At 32.1% G+C, this 20,471-nt stretch carries 26 protein-coding genes; 18 read left to right on the top strand and 8 right to left on the bottom strand.

Going from position 1 to position 20,471, the window contains the following annotated elements:
• The first annotated feature begins 89 nt into the window (after positions 1-89).
• The 4 genes from J2Z35_RS12100 to J2Z35_RS12085 all read left to right on the top strand — a co-directional run bounded on the left by J2Z35_RS12100 (position 90) and on the right by J2Z35_RS12085 (position 2,249).
• Entirely contained in the window at positions 90-704 is a 615-nt protein-coding gene (locus J2Z35_RS12100) for a hypothetical protein (protein ID WP_209661651.1), read from the top strand.
• A gap of 82 nt (positions 705-786) precedes the next feature.
• Complete coding sequence (locus tag J2Z35_RS12095) at positions 787-1,308, top strand: dihydrofolate reductase family protein (protein ID WP_209661650.1); 522 nt, start codon at positions 787-789, stop codon at positions 1,306-1,308.
• Positions 1,309-1,407: 99 nt separating this feature from the next.
• The gene (locus J2Z35_RS12090) at positions 1,408-1,908 is read left to right on the top strand and encodes a GNAT family N-acetyltransferase (protein WP_209661649.1); all 501 of its coding nucleotides are present in this window, start codon (positions 1,408-1,410) and stop codon (positions 1,906-1,908) included.
• A 125-nt stretch (positions 1,909-2,033) separates the two neighbouring features.
• Positions 2,034-2,249 (top strand): hypothetical protein, encoded by a 216-nt coding sequence (locus J2Z35_RS12085; RefSeq protein WP_209661648.1) that lies wholly within the window; start codon positions 2,034-2,036, stop codon positions 2,247-2,249.
• A gap of 47 nt (positions 2,250-2,296) precedes the next feature.
• Here J2Z35_RS12085 and J2Z35_RS12080 read toward each other — a convergent pair whose 3' ends face one another.
• Complete coding sequence (locus J2Z35_RS12080) at positions 2,297-2,728, bottom strand: PaaI family thioesterase (RefSeq protein ID WP_209661647.1); 432 nt, start codon at positions 2,726-2,728, stop codon at positions 2,297-2,299.
• Between the two features lie 312 nt (positions 2,729-3,040).
• Between J2Z35_RS12080 and J2Z35_RS12075 the strand changes: the two genes are divergently transcribed.
• Positions 3,041-4,177, top strand: a complete 1,137-nt coding sequence (locus tag J2Z35_RS12075) for an alpha/beta fold hydrolase (protein WP_209661646.1) — start codon at positions 3,041-3,043, stop codon at positions 4,175-4,177.
• Between the two features lie 100 nt (positions 4,178-4,277).
• Positions 4,278-4,985 (top strand): methyltransferase, encoded by a 708-nt coding sequence (locus J2Z35_RS12070; protein WP_209661645.1) that lies wholly within the window; start codon positions 4,278-4,280, stop codon positions 4,983-4,985.
• Between the two features lie 76 nt (positions 4,986-5,061).
• Here the strand turns inward: J2Z35_RS12070 and J2Z35_RS12065 are convergent, their stop codons facing one another.
• On the bottom strand, positions 5,062-5,937 hold the full coding sequence (locus J2Z35_RS12065; RefSeq protein ID WP_209661644.1) for an SRPBCC domain-containing protein: 876 nt from the start codon (positions 5,935-5,937) through the stop codon (positions 5,062-5,064).
• A gap of 324 nt (positions 5,938-6,261) precedes the next feature.
• Here J2Z35_RS12065 and J2Z35_RS12060 point away from each other — a divergent pair, with 324 nt between their 5' ends.
• Complete coding sequence (locus J2Z35_RS12060) at positions 6,262-7,488, top strand: carbohydrate-binding domain-containing protein (RefSeq protein WP_209661643.1); 1,227 nt, start codon at positions 6,262-6,264, stop codon at positions 7,486-7,488.
• A gap of 160 nt (positions 7,489-7,648) precedes the next feature.
• On the top strand, positions 7,649-8,539 hold the full coding sequence (locus tag J2Z35_RS12055; RefSeq protein WP_209661642.1) for an AraC family transcriptional regulator: 891 nt from the start codon (positions 7,649-7,651) through the stop codon (positions 8,537-8,539).
• A gap of 143 nt (positions 8,540-8,682) precedes the next feature.
• On the opposite strand, the gene J2Z35_RS12050 is transcribed toward J2Z35_RS12055, so the two are convergent.
• Positions 8,683-9,687, bottom strand: a complete 1,005-nt coding sequence (locus J2Z35_RS12050; protein WP_209661641.1) for a YhdH/YhfP family quinone oxidoreductase — start codon at positions 9,685-9,687, stop codon at positions 8,683-8,685.
• A gap of 305 nt (positions 9,688-9,992) precedes the next feature.
• Here J2Z35_RS12050 and J2Z35_RS12045 point away from each other — a divergent pair, with 305 nt between their 5' ends.
• From J2Z35_RS12045 to J2Z35_RS12035, 3 genes are read left to right on the top strand one after another with little or no spacing between them, the layout of a single operon-like run.
• Entirely contained in the window at positions 9,993-10,964 is a 972-nt protein-coding gene (locus J2Z35_RS12045) for an alpha/beta fold hydrolase (RefSeq protein ID WP_209661640.1), read from the top strand.
• Between the two features lie 12 nt (positions 10,965-10,976).
• Positions 10,977-11,534: a TetR/AcrR family transcriptional regulator gene (locus J2Z35_RS12040; protein ID WP_209661639.1), complete on the top strand. Its 558-nt coding sequence runs from the start codon at positions 10,977-10,979 to the stop codon at positions 11,532-11,534.
• 20 nt (positions 11,535-11,554) lie between these two features.
• Positions 11,555-12,037: a cysteine hydrolase family protein gene (locus J2Z35_RS12035; RefSeq protein ID WP_209661638.1), complete on the top strand. Its 483-nt coding sequence runs from the start codon at positions 11,555-11,557 to the stop codon at positions 12,035-12,037.
• Positions 12,038-12,148: 111 nt separating this feature from the next.
• Here the strand turns inward: J2Z35_RS12035 and J2Z35_RS12030 are convergent, their stop codons facing one another.
• On the bottom strand, positions 12,149-12,676 hold the full coding sequence (locus J2Z35_RS12030; protein ID WP_209661637.1) for a YdeI/OmpD-associated family protein: 528 nt from the start codon (positions 12,674-12,676) through the stop codon (positions 12,149-12,151).
• 119 nt (positions 12,677-12,795) lie between these two features.
• Here J2Z35_RS12030 and J2Z35_RS12025 point away from each other — a divergent pair, with 119 nt between their 5' ends.
• Both J2Z35_RS12025 and J2Z35_RS12020 read left to right on the top strand, forming a co-directional pair.
• Positions 12,796-13,146 (top strand): DUF2200 domain-containing protein, encoded by a 351-nt coding sequence (locus J2Z35_RS12025; protein ID WP_209661636.1) that lies wholly within the window; start codon positions 12,796-12,798, stop codon positions 13,144-13,146.
• Between the two features lie 42 nt (positions 13,147-13,188).
• Positions 13,189-13,482: a DUF2785 domain-containing protein gene (locus J2Z35_RS12020; protein WP_209661635.1), complete on the top strand. Its 294-nt coding sequence runs from the start codon at positions 13,189-13,191 to the stop codon at positions 13,480-13,482.
• 110 nt (positions 13,483-13,592) lie between these two features.
• On the opposite strand, the gene J2Z35_RS12015 is transcribed toward J2Z35_RS12020, so the two are convergent.
• On the bottom strand, positions 13,593-14,051 hold the full coding sequence (locus J2Z35_RS12015; RefSeq protein WP_209661634.1) for a GNAT family N-acetyltransferase: 459 nt from the start codon (positions 14,049-14,051) through the stop codon (positions 13,593-13,595).
• A gap of 159 nt (positions 14,052-14,210) precedes the next feature.
• Between J2Z35_RS12015 and J2Z35_RS12010 the strand changes: the two genes are divergently transcribed.
• Positions 14,211-15,557: an aminotransferase-like domain-containing protein gene (locus tag J2Z35_RS12010; protein ID WP_209661633.1), complete on the top strand. Its 1,347-nt coding sequence runs from the start codon at positions 14,211-14,213 to the stop codon at positions 15,555-15,557.
• A 66-nt stretch (positions 15,558-15,623) separates the two neighbouring features.
• Here the strand turns inward: J2Z35_RS12010 and J2Z35_RS12005 are convergent, their stop codons facing one another.
• Together J2Z35_RS12005 and J2Z35_RS12000 are read right to left on the bottom strand one after the other, a co-directional pair.
• A complete protein-coding gene (locus J2Z35_RS12005) occupies positions 15,624-16,292 on the bottom strand; it encodes a DUF3159 domain-containing protein (protein WP_209661632.1) in 669 nt (222 codons plus the stop codon).
• Positions 16,289-16,615, bottom strand: coding sequence for a DUF1475 family protein (locus J2Z35_RS12000; protein WP_209661631.1), 327 nt, complete (start codon positions 16,613-16,615; stop codon positions 16,289-16,291). Before J2Z35_RS12000 ends, J2Z35_RS12005 begins: the two co-directional genes overlap by 4 nt.
• A gap of 156 nt (positions 16,616-16,771) precedes the next feature.
• Here J2Z35_RS12000 and J2Z35_RS11995 point away from each other — a divergent pair, with 156 nt between their 5' ends.
• The 3 genes from J2Z35_RS11995 to J2Z35_RS11985 all read left to right on the top strand — a co-directional run bounded on the left by J2Z35_RS11995 (position 16,772) and on the right by J2Z35_RS11985 (position 18,852).
• A complete protein-coding gene (locus tag J2Z35_RS11995; protein ID WP_209661630.1) occupies positions 16,772-17,161 on the top strand; it encodes a hypothetical protein in 390 nt (129 codons plus the stop codon).
• 26 nt (positions 17,162-17,187) lie between these two features.
• The gene (locus J2Z35_RS11990; RefSeq protein ID WP_209661629.1) at positions 17,188-17,736 is read left to right on the top strand and encodes a flavodoxin domain-containing protein; all 549 of its coding nucleotides are present in this window, start codon (positions 17,188-17,190) and stop codon (positions 17,734-17,736) included.
• 69 nt (positions 17,737-17,805) lie between these two features.
• Positions 17,806-18,852 (top strand): hypothetical protein, encoded by a 1,047-nt coding sequence (locus J2Z35_RS11985; protein ID WP_209661628.1) that lies wholly within the window; start codon positions 17,806-17,808, stop codon positions 18,850-18,852.
• A gap of 117 nt (positions 18,853-18,969) precedes the next feature.
• Here the strand turns inward: J2Z35_RS11985 and J2Z35_RS11980 are convergent, their stop codons facing one another.
• Entirely contained in the window at positions 18,970-19,710 is a 741-nt protein-coding gene (locus J2Z35_RS11980) for a class I SAM-dependent methyltransferase (protein ID WP_209661627.1), read from the bottom strand.
• A 206-nt stretch (positions 19,711-19,916) separates the two neighbouring features.
• On the opposite strand from J2Z35_RS11980, the gene msrB reads away from it, so the two are divergent.
• Positions 19,917-20,363, top strand: a complete 447-nt coding sequence (gene msrB, locus J2Z35_RS11975; RefSeq protein WP_209661626.1) for a peptide-methionine (R)-S-oxide reductase MsrB — start codon at positions 19,917-19,919, stop codon at positions 20,361-20,363.
• The last annotated feature ends 108 nt before the right edge of the window (positions 20,364-20,471 follow it).

Genomic DNA, 20,471 nt, shown 5'->3' with positions numbered 1-20,471 from the left:
AGCGGCTTCTTTTGTTTGTATCTTTTTGATTTAGATAGTTGAAACGTAATTAATAGAAAACACAGGTCTAAGCTGAAAGGGTAATGATTATGATACATAATATCAATAAATTAGAAAAAGAAAAGATAATAAAACAATTTGGAAATGAGTTTTTTAATAGAGTTAAAGCCTTAATTCAGCCATTAACTATAAGATGGGATATAGCAGAATTAAATTTAATAGACCATTTTTCAGCAAACTTAGTCTTTAAAGGGAAATCAAATAAATTTGGACCAATTGTACTGAAATTTGGAAGAAATCCTGATGAATTCAGTAGTGAAGCTGCGGCCTTAAATAGTTTTAAAAGTAAAGCTATATGCAATCCATTTGAAGCAGGTTACCATAATATGGTGCTAATCGAAGAGGCTATAGAGCCTGGAATCACTCTTAAATCGGAAGAAAACCTTGACGTTAGAGTTAATGTATTTTGTAATCTTTTTAAGGAGTTACATAAAAAAGAAAAATCTCTAAAAAAGACAAATTACACAGATAATACTGAGTTCAAGTACAAATCATATAAAGATTGGGTTTTTAAAATTTCTGACTATATGGATAAACAAGCATCATGGAAAGAAGTAGCCCTTCATATGAGAAGAGCAAAGAATTTATATATTGAATTATCTAAAACATCTAAAAACCACATGATTATAATAGGAGAATCCTAAAGAATTAGTATGATAATAAAAGATTTTTTAAAACCATAAGTTAGCAGTATTATCTAAAATAAGAGGAGGGAGGAGTATACATATGAAAAAATTACTTTTGTATATTGCAATGAGTTTGGATGGATTTATTGCTAGAGAAGATAACTCACTAGATTGGTTATTTAGAACTTCAGGAGAAGGTGACAACGGATATTCTGAGTTTTATAAAACAATAGATACGATTCTAATGGGTAGGAAAACTTATGAGCAAATCCTTATCTTAGAAAACGGTAAATTTCCATATAAGGATAAAAAATGCTATGTTTTTAGTCGTCAATATAATGAAAACAATGAGTGTGTTGAATTTATTAATGATAATATTGGAGATTTTGTTAATAAAATAAAAAATGAAGAAGGCAAAAGAATTTGGCTTGTAGGCGGAGGCGAATTGCTCCATGAATTCCTAAAACATAAGTTAGTTGATGAAATTATTATACAAATAGCTCCTATAATAATTGGAAAAGGAATAAGACTATTTAAAGAAGATAATTTAGAAATTGAATTAATATTAAAAGAAACTAAAAGTATAAACAATTTTTCTCAGTTATATTATAAGGTAAAATGAAATTAAAAGAAGTAAATTTAAATTTTCTTAATGCGGTGCTAGTATGATTTTGTAGACACATATTATAGAAAAAAATCAATGGTTGAGAGGGAATCAATTATGCATTATACCATAAAAGAGATGAGCAAGAATCATTCTGTAGATATATCAACGTGGACTTATAAAGAACCATATAACATCTATAATGGAAATAGGAACGAAGAATTTATAGAAGAATTATTAAATGGGTCCTATTTTTCAGTAATAGATGAAAAATATAAGATTGTTGGATTTTATTGTTTTGGTAATGCGGCTCAAGTACCAATAGGTAAGCAATATCAAGCATATGATGATATAAACTTTCTTGATATTGGTTTAGGTATGAGACCTGATTTATGCGGAAGTGGAGAAGGATACGATTTTTTTCTTGAAGGGATAAGATTTGCAGAAAATAAGTTTTTGTCAAAGAAATTTAGACTGACAGTTGCTTCGTTTAATAAAAGAGCAATAAGATTATATGAAAGAATAGGGTTTAAAAAAACAGTTACATTTGAAAGAAAAAACCTAGATGATAGTATGATATTTTTAGTGATGGAAATGATTTTAAAAGATTATTTTTAGTATTGTATTTGTAATTATCTATAAAAAATACTAAAATGGTATATAGAGAAATTTTATTAAAGGAGCTGTAGTTAATGAAAAAGATTATTGTATTTGGAAGCAAGTTTTGACCAGATTGTGATCCAGTGAAGGAGTTTCTTTCACAAAACAATATAAAGCATGCATACCTTGATATTTCTGAGGGGATGTTTAACCTAAAAAGTTTTTTAAAGTATAGAGACAATAGAAAAGAGTTTGAAGAAATAAAGGCAAAGGGGCAGGTAGGACTTCCTTGCATTGTTGTAAATGATGGGGAAAAAATCTTCTTTGACCTGCCAGAGCTATCAGAGCTCCAAGATTAGTGAAAAGCTAAGGGGATGCATATGCATCCCCTATTTTCATATAATGATTACTCTTTTATTTCAAAATCCCCTTTTATATAGTAGGCTCCATGGGACTTTACAAGAAGCTGACCTTCTTCATCAAAAATCTTACCCTCTGTATGGATGATAGTGCTTCCCCTACTTACTACCTCACCTATTACAGTCAATACTGCTCCCTTTGGTGTAGGCTTTAAATAACTTACGCTCATATCAATAGTCACGATTTTTTTCCCAAGGGTAATACATGCAGCTCCCATTGCTACGTCACATAGGGATGACAAGGTACCGCCATGTACATATTCATATCTGTTTGTGTGTTTTTCATCTGTATTTATCTTATATACGCTTTTTCCCTCTTTTAGCTCATCGACTTCAATGTTGAAGAAGCTTTCAAAGGGGGATTTTTTGTTGTATCTCCTAAAATATTCAATAAGATTGTCTAGATAATTCTGATTCATCCAAAACCTCCAATAGTTATATTAATCTAAATTCAACTTACTAAGAGAAAACTATAAAAATATATTTTCTAATAGTATAGCATAAAGAGATAAGAGTATTGGAAGGTATCTTGGGGCTATATATGGAAATAGAAGTATAATTTGAACCAGACAGAATGAGATTATTCATTGTGGAAGAAAAAATGGGGTTTTAAATTAAAAAGTTTTTAAGACTATCTCAATTGGGATTGCTTAATTAAAAAAAGAGTATAATATAGATAAATACTTAACTGAAATGAAACTTTAAGGTAAATGAAATTAGGAGGGAAGAAGATGGATAGATTTGATTTCCCGGTAGGCTATTACAATTTGCATAAAATTAAAATCATAGAGTTTCAGCTCAATAGATGGCATTCTTTTGGATACGCGAGATTAGAAGATATGGTAGAGGCAGGGAAAAGGATTAATACAGCTGATGATTGGAAAGAAGAAATGATAAGACAGGCAGAGAAAGCTCTTGCTGAAGGAAGAACAATGAACGGAGCCTTTTATTATAGGGCGGCTGAATTTTTCACCTTACCATCTGACCCTGACAAGCTAAAGCTATATGATAAGTTTATAGATTTATTTTATAATAATGTATTTGCCAATGACGATATAGAAAGAGTTTTAGTACCTTATGAAGATGGTTATTTGTCTTCAATGAAAGTTCCATCAAGAATGGATACGACTAAAGGACAAATTGTTATTCATGGAGGGTTTGACTCATTCATAGAAGAATTTTATTCTATGGCAGTATATTTTTCTAACTTAGGATATGAAGTTATTATGTTTGAAGGTCCAGGTCAAGGGGCCACTTTAAAAAAGTACAATCTTCCCCTTACCCATGAGTGGGAAAAGCCTATAAAAGCTATTCTTGATTACTTTAATTTGGATGATGTGACATTAATAGGGATATCTATGGGCGGATGGCTTTGCCTTAGAGCATCGGCTTTTGAGCCAAGAATTAAAAGGGTAATTGCATCAAGCATTGCATTTGATTATATGCAGATTCCTCCTAAATTTATTGCATCATTTGCAAGATTTCTTTTCAAATATCCAAAGCTAATGAATTATTTAGCGGAATTGAAAATGAAAAAAATGCCCCAAGAAAAATGGGGGATATATAATCTTATGTATATTACAAAAAAGGATACTCCTTTAGATGCCAGCAAAATGATTTTAGAGCTAAGTGAAGAGAACCTTCATTCGGATTTAGTAAAGCAAGATGTCCTTATTCTTACTGGTGAAGAAGACCATTTTATTCCTCTAAAAATGCACCATAAGCAGGTAAAGGCACTTACAAATGCAAAGTCAATTACAGAGCGAATCTTTACTAGAGATGACCAGGGACATAATCATTGCCAGATAGGGAACTTTGGTCTTGCTCTTGATGTGATGGCGAAATGGATAAAAAATCATAGTAAATAATAATCTTTTTAACAAATACAGAGTAATTTTTTAGTGGGTATAAGAAAAATATATATGTTATAAAATCTGTTAGGATGATTAAATATCGGAGGTATGCATTATGAAATCTGATAAATTGCCTGTTGAATATAAAGAAGCTCGCACATTAAAGTATTTCTTTCATAGGCAGATTTGGAGCTTATTTGCTGTCTTAATATTAGTTCCAATCACATGGTCTTTTGCAATTCCTGTAATGGGGGAGGGGTCGTGGATGGGAATTACCGATATTACCTGGTTTTGGTTTGCAGTAGGAGTGCCTATTGTTCATCAAGTGGTGGTATGGATAGTTTTTAGAGGTCAGCTAGGGTGGGGCTTTTTAACAAAGTTATTTGGGAAGTATGATTTATTAGTGTGGGCAATTGTTTTTTTACCTTTTCTTATAGCGAGGGTTATTATTATTTTGGGGCTAGCTCGCTCTAGCTCAAACACTTTAGCTTTGCCACAAAACATTGCCTTTTCAATTGGATTTATTTTGGCAATTCCAGCCATATACACTCTTTGGTCAGTTTTTAGATATTTTGGATTAATTAGGGCTTTAGGTGCTGATCATTTTCGCCTTTCTTATAGAAAAATGCCTTTAGTAAAAGAAGGAATTTTTAGATTCAGCAGTAATTCGATGTATTCATTTGCATTTCTTTTATTATGGTCGATTGCCTTATTTCAAGGCTCTCAACCTGCGTTAATTGTAGCAATATTTCAACATGCATATATATGGGTACATTATTTTTGCACTGAAAAACCTGATATGGAGATTATTTACCCTGATTAAGACAAGAGAATATTCAAATATGTGGTTTTAGAGCGCTAAAAAGACAAGAGGATTTCCCTTGTCTTTTTGATTTGTCTTAAAGATTTTCTTTTACATAATTTCCAAAGTTGTCTAATATAGCTTGCCAGCCCTGTCTTTGCTCTATATAGCTATGGGTGCTTTCTGCTTCAAAGGTTTCCTCTACCTCTACCTCTCCATTTTTTTCATTAAAGTATATATCTACTTCTCTTTTATCATCAAGAACATAGGATATCTGTTTGTGTGGAACTATTTTAGTGTATTTTCCCTGAAAATGAAAAGAAGCTTTTCCGTCTTTTGATGCCATAATATAGTCGAAAATATCCCCTTCTTTGAGATTATTTACTGCTTTAGGGCAGTGCCATTCGTCTGATGCAAAATTCCATTTCGTGATATGGTCATCGATTGTGAAGCATTTCCATACAGCTTCTAAGGGTTTTGGAATAGTAGTTTTAATAGTGATTTTCATAGGCTTATCCTGAGTAGCCTCGCTAATATCCTTTAGTAGCTCCAGAGCTTTCGGCCATACATCATCAAACATCTCTGTGTATTCATCCTGAGTCTCTACATCTACTGTGAATTTTGTGTGATGCTCGTCAATTAAATTCAAAGTATAGTTTTCATAGGCAGGAGCCCATTCTTTTACGCTATCACTGGTAGTATCAACTAGTCCATCTGATACATATCCTATTTGTCTTATTGATATGAATTCAGGATATCTGATTTCTGCAATTTCTGCAGCCATTCCCTCTAGCTTGTCTTCTTCTGTTTCAACAAGAAAATGAATAGAATCTCCTTCATTCCAGCCTCCTTCAAAGTACGATCCTTCAGTGAACACATAGGTCCATTTTACGTATTTAATAGGGTCTATAATTGTTTCCCATATGACTTCTGGTCTTGCTTTGATGATTATAGAATGACTGATTTTATTCATTTGAATCCTCCTCATATTCTAACATTAGGTAAAGAAACATTTGAAGCATTTACATATTTCCAAGGCAAATTAAGAATGCTGATATATTATGTAAGATTTTGATTGAAGTTCTGTTTGAGATTAATTTACCCACCTTGAATATTTTTAAAACTATTCAGAGTTATATATGTTAATAAATGGAATTTAATAAATGATAATATTTTCTATACAATCAATCCAAAGTCTTTAAGGTTAATTTAAGGTTTGAGGAATATTATTGAAATAGGATTCAACAAGATATATGTCTAATAAAATTTTTATGAATTATAAAAGGAGTGTTTATCAATGAAAAGTAAAAGTATTAAAACAGTAACTGCTCTTTCTTTGGCTATATTTCTTAGTGTATCAGCAGGTGGATGCACGAATGCAGAAATACCCAAAGAAAATCCCATAAATACCCAAAAAATAGAGACTAAAATGCCTTCAAATCAATTAGCTTCTTCTGAACTGGAGTTTGAGCTTGATACCTCAGACCTTTTTAGTAATAGAGATTTAAAGCATGAGGCAGATCTTGAAGCTGGGACAAATATAGTTCTTGAGAGTGGGAAAGATATTGTAATAGATAAAGAAGGCATATATGTATTAAAAGGAGATGTAAAAAACGTAACCGTAAGAGTGGAGACCTCAAAGGAAGAAAAAGTTCAACTAGTTCTTGCGGGTGTGAGAATAATAAATGAAAGTTCTCCTGCAATCTATGTAAAGTCAGCAGACAAGGTGTTTGTAACAACTACGGAGAGTAATAACTATATGGAGGTTTCAGGATATTTCGCAGCAGATGAAGAGACAAATTTAGATGCAGTTATATTTTCAAAGGAAGATATCACTTTTAATGGAACTGGAGTTTTAGAAATTGAATCAACACAAGGCAATGGGATAAGCTCAAAGGATGATTTGAAAATCACTGGAGGAACCTACAACATAAAGTCAAAGGGACATACTTTAGAGGCCAATGATTCAATCCGCATTTATGATGGGACTTTAAATTTAGATGCTGGTAAGGATGGACTTCATAGTGAAAACAATGAAAATGATTCACTTGGATATATCTATATCAAAAATGGAACATTAAATATCATAGCAGGAGATGATGCGATAAGAGGGAATAGTCTTGTTCAAATAGATGAAGGCATCATAAATATAGAAAGTTGCGAAGAAGGAATAGAAGCAACAAGCATCAAAATAAACGGAGGAGATATAAATATATATGCAAAAGATGATGGCATAAATGTAGCTCAAAAGACTAATCATAAGGTATTTATTGAAGTGAACGGGGGAAACATCAATATAAAAATGGCAAGTGGAGATACAGATGCTTTTGACTCAAATGGAGATATTACAATTAATGCAGGGACTATCAATATAGAGGCAGTTTCCGCTTTTGACTCCGACGGAGTAGCCATCTTAAATGGAGGAGACGTAACTGTAAACGGTCAAAAAATCACACAAATCACTCAAAATCAAATGAGAGGAAGAGGAAATTTTAGAGAACCTAGGACTCCAATATTTAATTAAAAACCTAGTAAGATTAAACGTATATTTTAAATAAGAGAAATTTTAGAATATAATTAAATATAGGCTAACATATATGTTTACAACCGATAAGATGCGGCACAGTATGTCGAGCTGATTCAATTTAATTATTATATGCTCTATATAAAGTGGATGAGAGAATATGGACTGGATTAAGCAGCTTAATGAGGCAATAGATTATATTGAAGATAATCTCACGGGTGAAATTTCATATGAAAAGATATCAAAAATTGCTGGATGCTCTATATATAATTTTCAGAGGATGTTTTCATATATTGCAGATAAGCCTTTATCTGAATATATAAGAAATAGAAGATTAACTCTTTCAGCATTTGATGTTCTAAATACCAATGAGCGTATTATTGATATTTCCTTAAAGTACGGATATGAATCTCAAGATGCGTTTTCTAGAGCTTTTAGAAATTATCATGGCGTACTGCCTTCTATTGTTCGAAATGAAACAGCTCAGCTAAAATCATGTCCTAAACTTTCTTTCCAAATAACCATAAAAGGAGAGAAGCATATGAATTATAGAATTGAAGAGTTTCCAGGATTTAAGGTAGTAGGTGTATCAAATAGAATTAACACATCAAGTGCTTTTGAGGCTATACCTAGAATATGGGAAAAAGCTTGGCAAGACGGGACGATGAATGCTTTTATGGAATTTTTTCAAAAGGTAGATTATGCACCAGCTGGATTTTTAGGGATATCTTCGGGTGGCCAGTGGGGAGAATCTGAAGAAATGGACTATATATTAGGAGTTACAAACTATGTGGATAGACCAGAGTGCACCTATGTACCTCCAGCTGATGGAATGGAAGAATTTAGCTATCCACCTTGTAAATGGGCTGTGTTTGAAGCCAATGGAGAGCTTCCTGAGGCAGTACAGCAAATATATAAGCAGTTTTATACTGAGTGGCTACCAAACTCAGGGTATGAACTAGCTGACCTTCCTGTTATTGAGTCGTATATGCAGGATAATCATCAGGAAGTTTGGATAGCATTAATTAAAAGTGAGAATTCAAAAGGGTAATAATCATATATTTTGGTTAATGAATCTAAAGCTAAAGAAAAGTATCTTGAATTTAGATTTTTGATAGGTTGATAATATAAAGACCATAAAGAATGGACCTACTACTTGAGTAATAGTAGGTCCATTTTTGAAAAATTATATATTTATTCACTATAATCAAGATTCACTATAGTCCTGCCTTTGTTTTTACCCTCTAATATAATATCTATCTTTTTAATTAACTCCTCTAAAGATACCTCATCTACATTATCATTTAAATTGTCCGGCTTCCAATCTGAAGCAAGCTTATCCCAAATCTTAAGCCTAGTGTCCATAGGACACTGAACAGAATCAACTCCAAAGAGCGTAACTCCACGTAAAATAAAAGGATAAACAGAAGTTGAAAATTCATGAGCTGAAACATTTCCGCAACACGTTACACTGCCACCATAATTAGTTGATTTAATGGCTGTTGCTAGGATATTTCCCCCTACTGTGTCTATGACACCGGCCCATCTACCTTTAAGAAGAGCTCTTCCAGAAGCATCATCTATCTCTTTTCTATCAATTATATCTTTTGCTCCAATTTCAATTAGCATTTCTTTTTCATTAGTTTTTCCTGTAGCCCCAATTACGCTATATCCAATTTTATTTAAAATTGAAACAGCTGTGCTACCCACTCCGCCAGTTGCACCCGTGACTAAAATATCTCCATCTTGAGGTTTAACCCCTGAATTTACTAGTTTATAAACTGAGAGTGCAGCAGTAAAACCAGCTGTACCAAATATCATACTTTCTCTTAAAGAAAGATTTTCAGGAAGTTTGACAACCCAGCTAGCAGGAACCCTAATATATTCTCCATAGCCACCAGATGTATTCATTCCCAAATCATACCCAGTTACGAGTACCTTATCTCCAGCTCTTAGATTATCATCATTACTTTCTGCTACAATTCCTGCAGCATCAATTCCCGGTGTATGGGGATAATTTCTTGTGACTCCTGGGCTTCCTGTAGCAGACAGGGCATCTTTGTAGTTTAGTGAAGAATATTTCACATTTATTAATATATCTCCTTCTGGTAAATCTTTGATTTCTCTAGTTACAATTTCTCTATGAAATTCTTTTGTCTCGGTTTCGGATACTAACATTGCCTTGAAATTATTATTCATGTTAAGTCCTCCCTTATAAAAACAGTTTATAAAAAAATAGTTTTATATTAAACTAAGTATAACATGAATAAAGTTTTAAGTACTCCAACTAAGTAAGAGTCTATTTGGATTTTCTTATCAATGATTTATATGGGAATAATATGGATGATATTAATAGATTCCAAAATAGCTATAAAATGAGCTGAACAAATAGCTACACCATAGAGTTTTCAATGGATTCGATTTGAACTAAGATTGATTGATTTTACTTGTTTTCAAGACTATACTTATCCTAAGTTGAACACGTTCAAGAAAGGAGAAGGAAAATGAGTAAAGTTAATAAAAATTTTAAAAGGTTAATACTTTTAATCGCACTTGGAGGAATAGGCTTAGCAGCTATTTTTTTAACAGCACAGTACAAGGAGTTTTCAAAAGACAAAATAGAACAGATTGATAAAATCAAAACTAAAAGCATGATGACTGAAGTGGAAGGAGAAATAATTGAATATTCAATTATTGGAAGCGGGGTTCCTGTTTTAATAATTCATGGAGCGGGCGGAGGATACGATCAAGGCCTATTACTCGCAGATAGATTTTTGCCAAAAGATAATATGATTATAGCAGTTTCTAGGTTTGGATATCTAAACACACCACTTTCGCAAAATCCAACACCTGAGAATCAAGCGGCAATGTATAGAGGACTGCTAGACAAATTAGGAATAGATAAAGTTCATGTAGTGGCAGTATCTGATGGAGGACCTTCTGGACTCAAGTTTAGTATCAATTATCCTGAGCGTGTAAAATCACTTACAATGATATGTGCAAAAAGCAAGACGCCACCAAAATTAACTTTTGTGCAATCGGCAGTATTTGGGACAATATTTGAAAATGATTTTTTATTTTGGATGATTACAAAATATATTCAGTCTGATTTAATGAATGTTCTTGGAGTATCCAAGGAGGTTCAGCAAAAAATGACAAAAGATGAGATAGAAATGGCTAGAGAATTCTTTAGCATTATGAATCCAATATCCCTTAGAAAAAATGGAATTTATAATGCAAATGTACAATTTGCAGAGTTATCATCAAAGGATTATCCGATTTGGAAGATAAATGCTCCAACACTAGTAGTTCATGCCAAGGATGATACACTGCAGCCTTTTTATTATGCAGAGTATACCCATGGAAAAATCCCAAACTCTACTTTACTATCTTTTGAAGAAGGTGGACATATGTTTTTTAGTCATCATGATGAAATTTCAGAAACGATAAGGGGCTTTTTTGATAAGGCGAATTAAAGGAGGAAATATATGCCTGACATAAAAACACTACTAATCAAATCAGTCATAGATCTGCTTGATGATGAATTTGATGTGGAAGAATTAACCATTAGGCAAATAGCATATGAGGCGCATATATCTACAGGGCTTATAAATTATCACTTTGGGAGCAAGTGGAACCTTATTGTTGCAGCAATCTCTTCTATTATTGATAGTGCAGCGGCTGAAGCGTTTCAAGAATTGTCAAATCAAAATGACACACCGAAAGAGCAGCTTCGAACTTTTTTAAAGGCTATGGCAATTGTGGTATGCAAATATCAAAAATATTCTGCAATACTTATTAAAGATGGGCTAAATAGTGAGAGATTTAGTACACCAGAGACAATCTTAGGGTTATTGAGAGATATAAAGCCACATCTATCTGAAAAAGAAATCAAGTATCTTGCGGTGCAGGTGGTTGCACCTATTCAATATATATTTTTGAAAGAAGGAGGATTAAAAAAATATTTAGGAGAAGATATTCACCGTCCTATGTTAGAGGAGTATGAAGAGATAATGGAGGCTTTTTTAAAGACATTAGGAATATAAGTATTTAAGGGGGAATTGTAATGAATATGGCATTTCTAATAATTGATGTACAGGAAGCTTTTATAGGACATAGAAAAGGTGAAAGAGAATATGAAAATACATTTGAATATATAAACGAAACAGCAAAATTGTTTAGAGAAGCGAGTAGACCTGTAATAATAGTTAGAGATATAGAGAGTGGAGATGATGAATCATTTCAGAATGTAGAAGAACTAATAGTTGAGGATAATGATATAGAAATTTTAAAGAAGTTCAGCAATAGTTTTTGGAAGACTAATTTAGAAGAAATATTAAAAGAAAAAAATATAGATTTTGTAGTGCTGTGTGGGAATGCTGCAGAATTCTGCGTATTAGCAACTTATAATGGTGCAAATGAACGAGGCTTTGGAGCGGCAATGCTTCAAAATGGTATTTTTGCAGAGCATCCAAATGGCCTTATAGATATTTTTAATAACAGAGCATTGATTTCTCATGAAGTGATTTCTTATATGTTAGGTAAGTAACAGGAAATTCTTTATATAAAAAAATGACAGTTAGAAATATAAATACAACAAGGAAAATATATGAAATGATGAAAGAATTAGGTGAATAAATAATGGAGTTTGAAATTTACCCTATTCACTAAATTCAGTCATTAGAATACCCTGTTTTGAAACATAAGTTTCGGTACATCTACTATGATCAAAGCAACAGGGTCTTTTTTTGCCAGATTCAAGCATAGAGCAAGCAGTTTTAATTCTTTTTTGCCTTGTTTGAGGATTTTCAGTAAACCTAATCCACCTTATCCATTCCCAGCGAGCTTTTGGGGTAAGGCTATCCCAAAGGTTTCGCACTTTGGATGAATCAAGAGCTTCACTTAAATCTTTAGGTATCTCTGGATTCACCCAAGTATCTAGAGGGGTAATTGATAATGAAATAGTATTGCTAGATTGCAAATCTAATTGTTCACATAAAGATTCGTTTAATCTAAACCAATGGCCTCCCATACCATCAGGCTCAAGAGGAACTTCAAATTTTAATTTGCTGATAGTTATTTCTGCCATTACCATGCCTCGGGAAGATAGTCTTTGGCTTATTGCTTCAGGAAGCCTTATAATCTTCCAATCTTTTATCTTTAATACTTCAGCTTTAAAATCCATCATTTAATCCACCTTCTATCATTGTATACTTCAAAATATGCGGAATCCAGATTATTGCAGTTAGACTATATTGAAAAAATACCCATTTGATTAAATTAAAAATCATAAAAGGAGAGTTCATTATGGCAAAACATAATATATATAAAATGAGTGTATCTGAAGTATATCCACACTACATTACAAAGGCTGAGAAAAAAGGGCGTACTAAGGAAGAAGTAGATGAGATTATTATTTGGCTCACAGGATATACTCAGGCTCAGCTCGATAAGGAGCTTGAAAAAAAGACGGATTTTGAGACATTTTTCGTAAATGCACCTAATATGAACCCAGCAAGGACATTAATAAAAGGAGTGATATGTGGGATTAGAGTAGAGGATATTGAAGAACCTATTATGAAGGAGATACGCTACCTTGACAAGCTTGTTGATGAGCTTGCGAAGGGGAAGTCTATGGATAAGATTTTGAGAAAGTAGGGAATGATTAAATATTGAAATTTTCTACGGGGTGGTGAAATAATGTCAAATGAAAAAGAAAATATTTGTTTTGATGAAGATGAGAGAATAGTCAACAGTATATATAATTATATTATAGAAGAAAAATTACTTCCTAATGAGACTTTATGTAACTGGACTAGAAGTTTTGATAGAGTCCTTGAAATAGAAGATAGAATCACTAAATTTAAAGCTAAGCGAAATGTAAGAAACTTCATAAGGAGTCTTTATTTCAGAATGATTCACCTAAATGAAAACAAAGATATTTCAGATGAAATAGTGAAACTGGATAAAAAGCTAAATCCATATTGGCAGTAAAAAAGATTTAGAGTCTTAGAACTTTTGGGGACTGGATAAAACTATTAAGATATTATAAATCCTGAAAAATAGCTCTGGTCATGATATTAGAATCATGACTAGAGCTATTTTTATATTTCCTCTAATAAAATCATTTTTGGATAAAAACCACATTTCCCATAAAAATCAAAAACATTTTCATTGCCCTTAGCCACATAAAGTATCTTTTTATTAACGTTTTTTAAATTAAGCCAAGCTATAGATTCATTCATTAACCTTTTCCCTATACCATATTTTCTATAATCTTGATCCACATAAATAGAGTCTATTTCTCCTACTTTGTCCTTGGTTACAGTGCTTATAGAGTATCCTAAATATGTATCTTTAGAGAGATTTTTTACTAAAATTACCATAATTTCTAGGTTTGAGTAAGCTTCAAATTTCTTTAATTTTATTTCAAATGATAAAGATTCGAAGTGGGACTTAAAATTAATAGAATTATCTTTATGATAGTTATTGAGTTTATTCCACATAGGTTTTACAAATTCCAATAATTCCCTGCCTCCATAAATATATTTAAGGTTATCCACACTAAACTCCTCCAGTCATAGATTATCCAAATAGAATACTTATTTCATTTATAACTAGATTATATTAATATAAAATATAGAGTACAAATATCAAAAAAAGTCTCTGTACTGGTACAGAAAGTATAAAGATCTCTCAAAGTAGAGAAAGGAAAAGCAAAAATGAAAAATAAATATGAGGAAATAATAGATTATATAGAAAGTCTAATTGAGAAGAAGAAGCTAAGTCAGGGGCAACGACTCCCATCAATCAGGTATTTAGCAAATGAGTTTGGTTTTAGCAAGAGTACTATTATTAGAGCGTACAATGAACTTGAGGCGAATCATAAAGTATATTCTATTCCAAAGGGAGGATATTATTTAGTAGAAAAATTGGATATACAAACACAAGATTATGATTCGATTAATTTTTTAGATGCGGTCCCAGATCCTAGATTATTGCCATACAAAGAGTTCAATCATTGTATAAATAGAGCGGTTGAACAATATAAAAATAAGATATTTACATATATTGAGTCTCAAGGATTGGATTTATTAAGAAAGTCTTTAACAAGACATTTTCAAGAAAGTCAAATATTCACATCAAAAGAAAATATTTTTATAACATCTGGAGCTCAGCAGGCTCTTAGTATATTATGTAGCATCTCTTTTCCAAATGGAAAGAAAAGCATATTAGTAGAGCAGCCTACATATAATCTTATGCAAAGACTAGCAGAACTAAGCGATATTAATCTCGTTGGAATTGAGCGGACTGAGAAAGGCCTAGATTTTAAAGAGCTTGAAAGAATTTTTAAAGAAGAGGATATTAAATTTTTTTATACAATTCCAAGATTGCACAATCCACTAGGGGTGAGCTACAGTGAAAAAGAAAAGCGAAAAATTGCAGAGCTTGCAGGAAAGTATGATGTATATATAGTTGAGGATGATTATTTAGCAGATATTGATATAAATAAAAAGGCTCAGTCAATCCATTATTATGATATTAGCAATAAAGTCATTTATGTGAAAAGCTATTCCAAGGCCTTTATGCCAGGGATAAGAATAGGGGCAGTAGTACTACATAAAAGCTTAATAGAAGAATTTGAAAAATATAAAAGATATAATGATCTAAATACCTCCGTAGTTGCCCAAGGAGCTTTAGAGATATTTATTAATAGCGGAATGTATAAAAATCATTGCAAAAAAGTTCGAAAAGCTTACAAAAAGAAAATGGACGTCGTAAAGTTAATCTTTGCATCAATGGAAAGTGAGCTTAGACATAAAATGGAAGTATATGTTTCGGAGACAGGATTTTTTCTATGGATTAAACTGCCTAATGAAATAAATGCTGATTTTTTTATAGAAAAGCTAAAGAGTAAAAAAGTATTTGTATCTTCAGCAAAGGAATATTTCATTAAAAGAAATACTAAAGAAAATTGCTTTAGGATATCTATTTCAAATCTTACAGATGAAGAGATAAAAACTGGTCTCATGATTCTAATTAAAGAGATTGCAGACATAAATATTTAAATTTAAAAAAAGTTCTAACTCAGACATTAAAGTCATTGTTAGGACTTGTTTTTTATAATTTAAGATTTAAAAACCTCTAGTTTGTCCTTTATAGGGAGGAGATTTTCCGGAAGTGAATTCTTCGATTCCCGGACCTTTTAACAGGTGAAGTCGCCAAATTCCATAGATATAACTAATTAGTAAAACACCTATAGTAAGGGGCCATCCTAAAACAGTTCTCCAAACAAATAATCTAGTTAGATCACCTGAAATAAAGAGAACTACCAAAACAACTACTCTCATAAGAAGTAGTAGAGCCCAAATCCATGTAACTTCCCGATAGGCAGGCTTGATGTCAGATCTCCAAAACCACTCTAGTGACCAACCTCTTGATAGATGGCTAGCCCAAGCTGCTAGAGGTTTATCAAATAATAAACTTAATAATATTAAAAACAAGAGAAAAACATTGCTTATGATTCCAGGTAAGAAATAATTTGATGCATTTCCTGTAATATAAGAAAAACCAGATGCTACCAGCACTCCTAAAAGACCACCAAAGGCATATTGCCAACGCTGCTTTAAAAAAATCCGAATCAAACTAAGAGATAAAGCAAAAATACCAGATATTAATGAAGCTAAGGGCAGGCCGACTCTATTATTCAATAAAACAAAAAGTAGAGGTGGTACAAGTGCATCAAGTGTTTTTCCGGAAATTACAGACTGGAGCTCTTCTATTAGTTCTTTCCCTCTATTCATTTTCTATCCCCCATAAAAAATAGATTCCAATCACCTTTACTTAATATCAAATGAATCAGCACATAAATAGCACCTGTAAAAAATCCAAAAACCATCATTAGAATAATCCATAATCCAGCAATAAAAGCGGATTTTTCTCTAAATGCAATCCACATAGAAAAAAGTGTAAAACCAACATAAAGATCAACCAAAGATACAATGCCCCACGGATTTGAAAGTATAGCAGATCCATCAACAAAAAAATCTCCTACAGTAAACCCATAAATCAGGGCTCCTGTCATAGCAACTACACATAATAATGCTAGAAATTTTGCAGTTTTCATAATAATTTTCCTTTCAAATCATTTATTTTTCTTTTTATACCCAGCTTCTAAAATATGTAAATATACTTTGAACTAATATTAAAAATAATATACAATTAACTTAGTTAATGATTTATATATAGATAAGTATATAAAATTTTTCAGAGGAGGATTATCGTGAAATATCCTAAAATTACAGCGATATTAATTTTATTTAGTTTGCTCTTGGTGGGCTGTTCAGAGACTAAATCATCTGATGAGTATATCTATAGTGGAAAAACAATATTAAATTTGGATGATAGGAGTTTTATTTTGGGGAGTGTTCCCAAGAGTATAGAAGAAGAAACTGTAGTGAAAGATTTTTTATATACAATTTCAGGTGATTTTGATTCAAAATTTAATCTTTCAGAGTACGAGATTATTAATGTAACATATAGTCAAAAATTGTCTTCAAAAGCAATTGAGCTAGGTCCGCAAATAGGGGATGGAACATATAATAGAAGCTTTATAGTAGGCAGAACGAATAAAAACAGTCCTTATAAAATATATGATTTTGGATTTTTATAAAACTTGTTTTATTGGGAGTGTTAGCAATGAAGAAGATTTTAATAATTTATAAATCAAATACAGGGTTTACAAAAAAATATGTAGACTGGATTTCTGAAAGGGTTCCATGTGAGAAAATAGCATTAGATGAAATTAATAACCACGATATAAATGACTACACTATCATAGTATATGGAGCAGGAATGCATGCGGGTAAGATCCAAGGATTAAGCAATTTTAAAAAAATTGTACAGAAATATAATCATAAAAAAATAATATTTTTCTCAACTGGAGCCGCCCCCTCAGAAACTGAAATTATTTCCCAAATCAAGAAAAATAATTTTACAGAAGATGAGCTACAAGATATAGAATTTTATTATTTTCAAAGTGGGTTAAATTATGAAAAAATGAAACTGTCTGATAAGGCAATTATGAAGGCTTATAGCAAAATACTAGAATTAAAAAGAGATAAATCAAATATCGAAAAAGGAACCCAAAATGCTATTTCAAAATCCCATGATTACTCAAACGTTGAGGCTATTGAGCATATTACTGAATATTTGAGTAAGTTATTAGAGATGCCTAAAAATCAATGAATCACTAAAATCAGTTATTTCTAAAGGGAATTTGATATATTTTGATGGTAAATTAAAGAGGTGAAATTCATGAGAAAAACTCTTCAGGATGTTGCAAGATATTTAAAAGAAATCATGACACCAGAAACAAACGAAGCTTATACGATTAATCCTATTTTTTCAAATGTTTCAGATGAAGACAGCATACGTGAAGGCGTTGTAGCCCTAAGAGCCTTTTTGGTTCGATTTTACGACGGTTTATACACTAAAAGTGATCTTTATGATAATTGTAAAAAAGTTTCCCATGAGTATGAAAATCGCACTACCCTTTCAGTATATTATCCGTTTTTACACCATGTAAGCACTATACTAAAGAATATAGGTTATCAGGGCATACCAGTGGATAATGGACTAGCACTCGCCTGTGGGAATACTATATTCAATGGAAAGCTATCTGTTACAAAAAATCTTGAATGTCTCCGGTTTTTAGCGGATTGTGGCATATGCATTGACGGCATGGATATAAACGAAAAAAAGCAAAATTTGTCAAACATAAAAACCACAAAGGTTACCTATCCAGATAATCCTTCAATGTTGATAGGACTTAAGGTAATGGCAATCGCTGAAATAGACCATAGAACTCTCACAAATCAGGATGTTTTTCTGCGCTGTGATTACAGAGCGTTGAAAAAAGATGAAACTGATGGGACTACAATCATAAAGGATACTATAAAGCTTTTATCCACAGAGGTTCAGGATTTTATTTTGCACCTTCATCAGCGATATATGGATGCAGGACTTACCTGCGTTGTAGAAGTTAAAGGATTTCATATCTATATTAAGTATTGCTATAAACGCAAAGATATATGGGGAATTAACGCATCCCTCAACAACGGCTATCATATCAATGTGAAACCGACAAAGACTAACGAATACTCAGATATCATAAAAACTTTTTCTCCAATTTTACAAGAGTTGATTGCAAAGGGATATGGATGTGGCAGAAAAAGAAATATTGGCCGCTGTGATGGAGGTTGTCGTGGGATTCCCATATCGCTGGAGGATTCCATTTTAGATATACGGGAAAACATTGAAACATGGTTTGATCAAGAATTGTCATGCTTACTAAAAAAATAATTTTCAGTACAACTCACCATTTTTAACCGGATACTAACGATTTAGAGAGATTTTATGGATGTTATGATATTAGTATAGCCCATCAGATAATTAAGAATTATCCGATGGGCTATATAATTATTTAGTCATAATATAAAAAACGTAGCTATATTCATCTTTATATTTTTTATAAAGATCTATTTCCTTTTGCAGAATGCCTATGACCTGCTGAGCCGTGTCATTATCTATATACTTTTCTCTCATTATATTAAGATTTTTCTCAAGTGGAGTATAGTAATTATCTGTCCAATCTGTTACAGGAGATATAAAGTGTGATTTGTAGGTATATCCTGCATTTACAATTTGCTTTATTTTGTTTTCTACTGTATCCATTTCCGGATACTCAGAATTCCAAAATTCATAGATTTCCTGTGAAGGAGAATCCACTAGCCAACTAATTTCGCTGCATATAAGATATCCACCATCTTTAATAAATCTTTTCCAGTCACGAAGGCCATTTTCAAATCCAGCTATATAAATAGCTCCCTCAGACCATATTAAATCAAACGATTTATCTTCAAAAGGCATTTCGAACATTGATATGCACTTGCCAATTACTTTATCTGAAATTCCATGTTCCTTAGCTTTGTTATTTAGATTTTCTATAAAAGTCTTGGAATTATCTATTGCTAAAATTGAAGCATTTTTCATCTCATCTGCAAGTATCATGGTATGAATACCATTTCCGCATCCAATATCTAAAACACTGTGGTTGTCATTTCTAATTTTATACATTGAAAGTGCTTTTAAGGTAGATTCTTTACTACCAGGTCCAAGTCTATCCATACCTTCAAATGCTTCGAAAAAATATTTTTCCATTTTTAAAATCCTCCCCCAAAGACCCTTTCTTTATTTGACAATGCAATTATATGGAAAAAAATGTATATAGTCAAGAATAGTTGTCATTAATATAATAAGTTTTTAGATGGAATTTTAAATAATCATGTTCAAATAAAAAATGGGTATAAAGATAAAAAAGAATACTTCATAGCTTAATGATGGGTTTATTATAAAAGGAGGATATTATGGATAAATATAAGAAATGGGAAGAGAAAAAGACTAATCAATCTCTAGAAAAACTGAGTAAGATTCAGTATGAGGTGACTCAAAAGGAAGCCACTGAAAGGCCTTTTGATAATGAATATTGGGACTTCAAAGGAGAAGGTATTTATGTAGATATTGTATCGGGGGAGCCTCTATTTTCATCAAAAGACAAGTTTGATTCGGGATGCGGTTGGCCAAGCTTCACTAAACCAATAGATGAGCACTTTATTACTTCCAAGAAAGATTTCAAACTTATTCTTCCTCGTACAGAGGTGAGAAGTAGATATGCAGACTCTCATTTAGGTCATGTATTTAATGATGGGCCACCTCCGACAGGCCTTAGATACTGCATCAATTCCGCCTCTCTTAAATTTATCCCTAAGGAAGAAATGCATGAAGAATATGAAGAATATATTGATATGGTTTAAATATTTCCCTTAACCTGAATTATTCATACACTTCTTTTAAAATCTTTAAAAGCATTTAAGCGTAAGCTTTACAAAGGCGTAGCCTTTTACACCTATTAGGTGAAAATA

This window comes from Acetoanaerobium pronyense (genome assembly GCF_017874355.1).
Lineage (GTDB): Bacteria > Bacillota > Clostridia > Peptostreptococcales > Filifactoraceae > Acetoanaerobium > Acetoanaerobium pronyense.
This window is presented reverse-complemented; position numbering and strand designations above follow the sequence as displayed.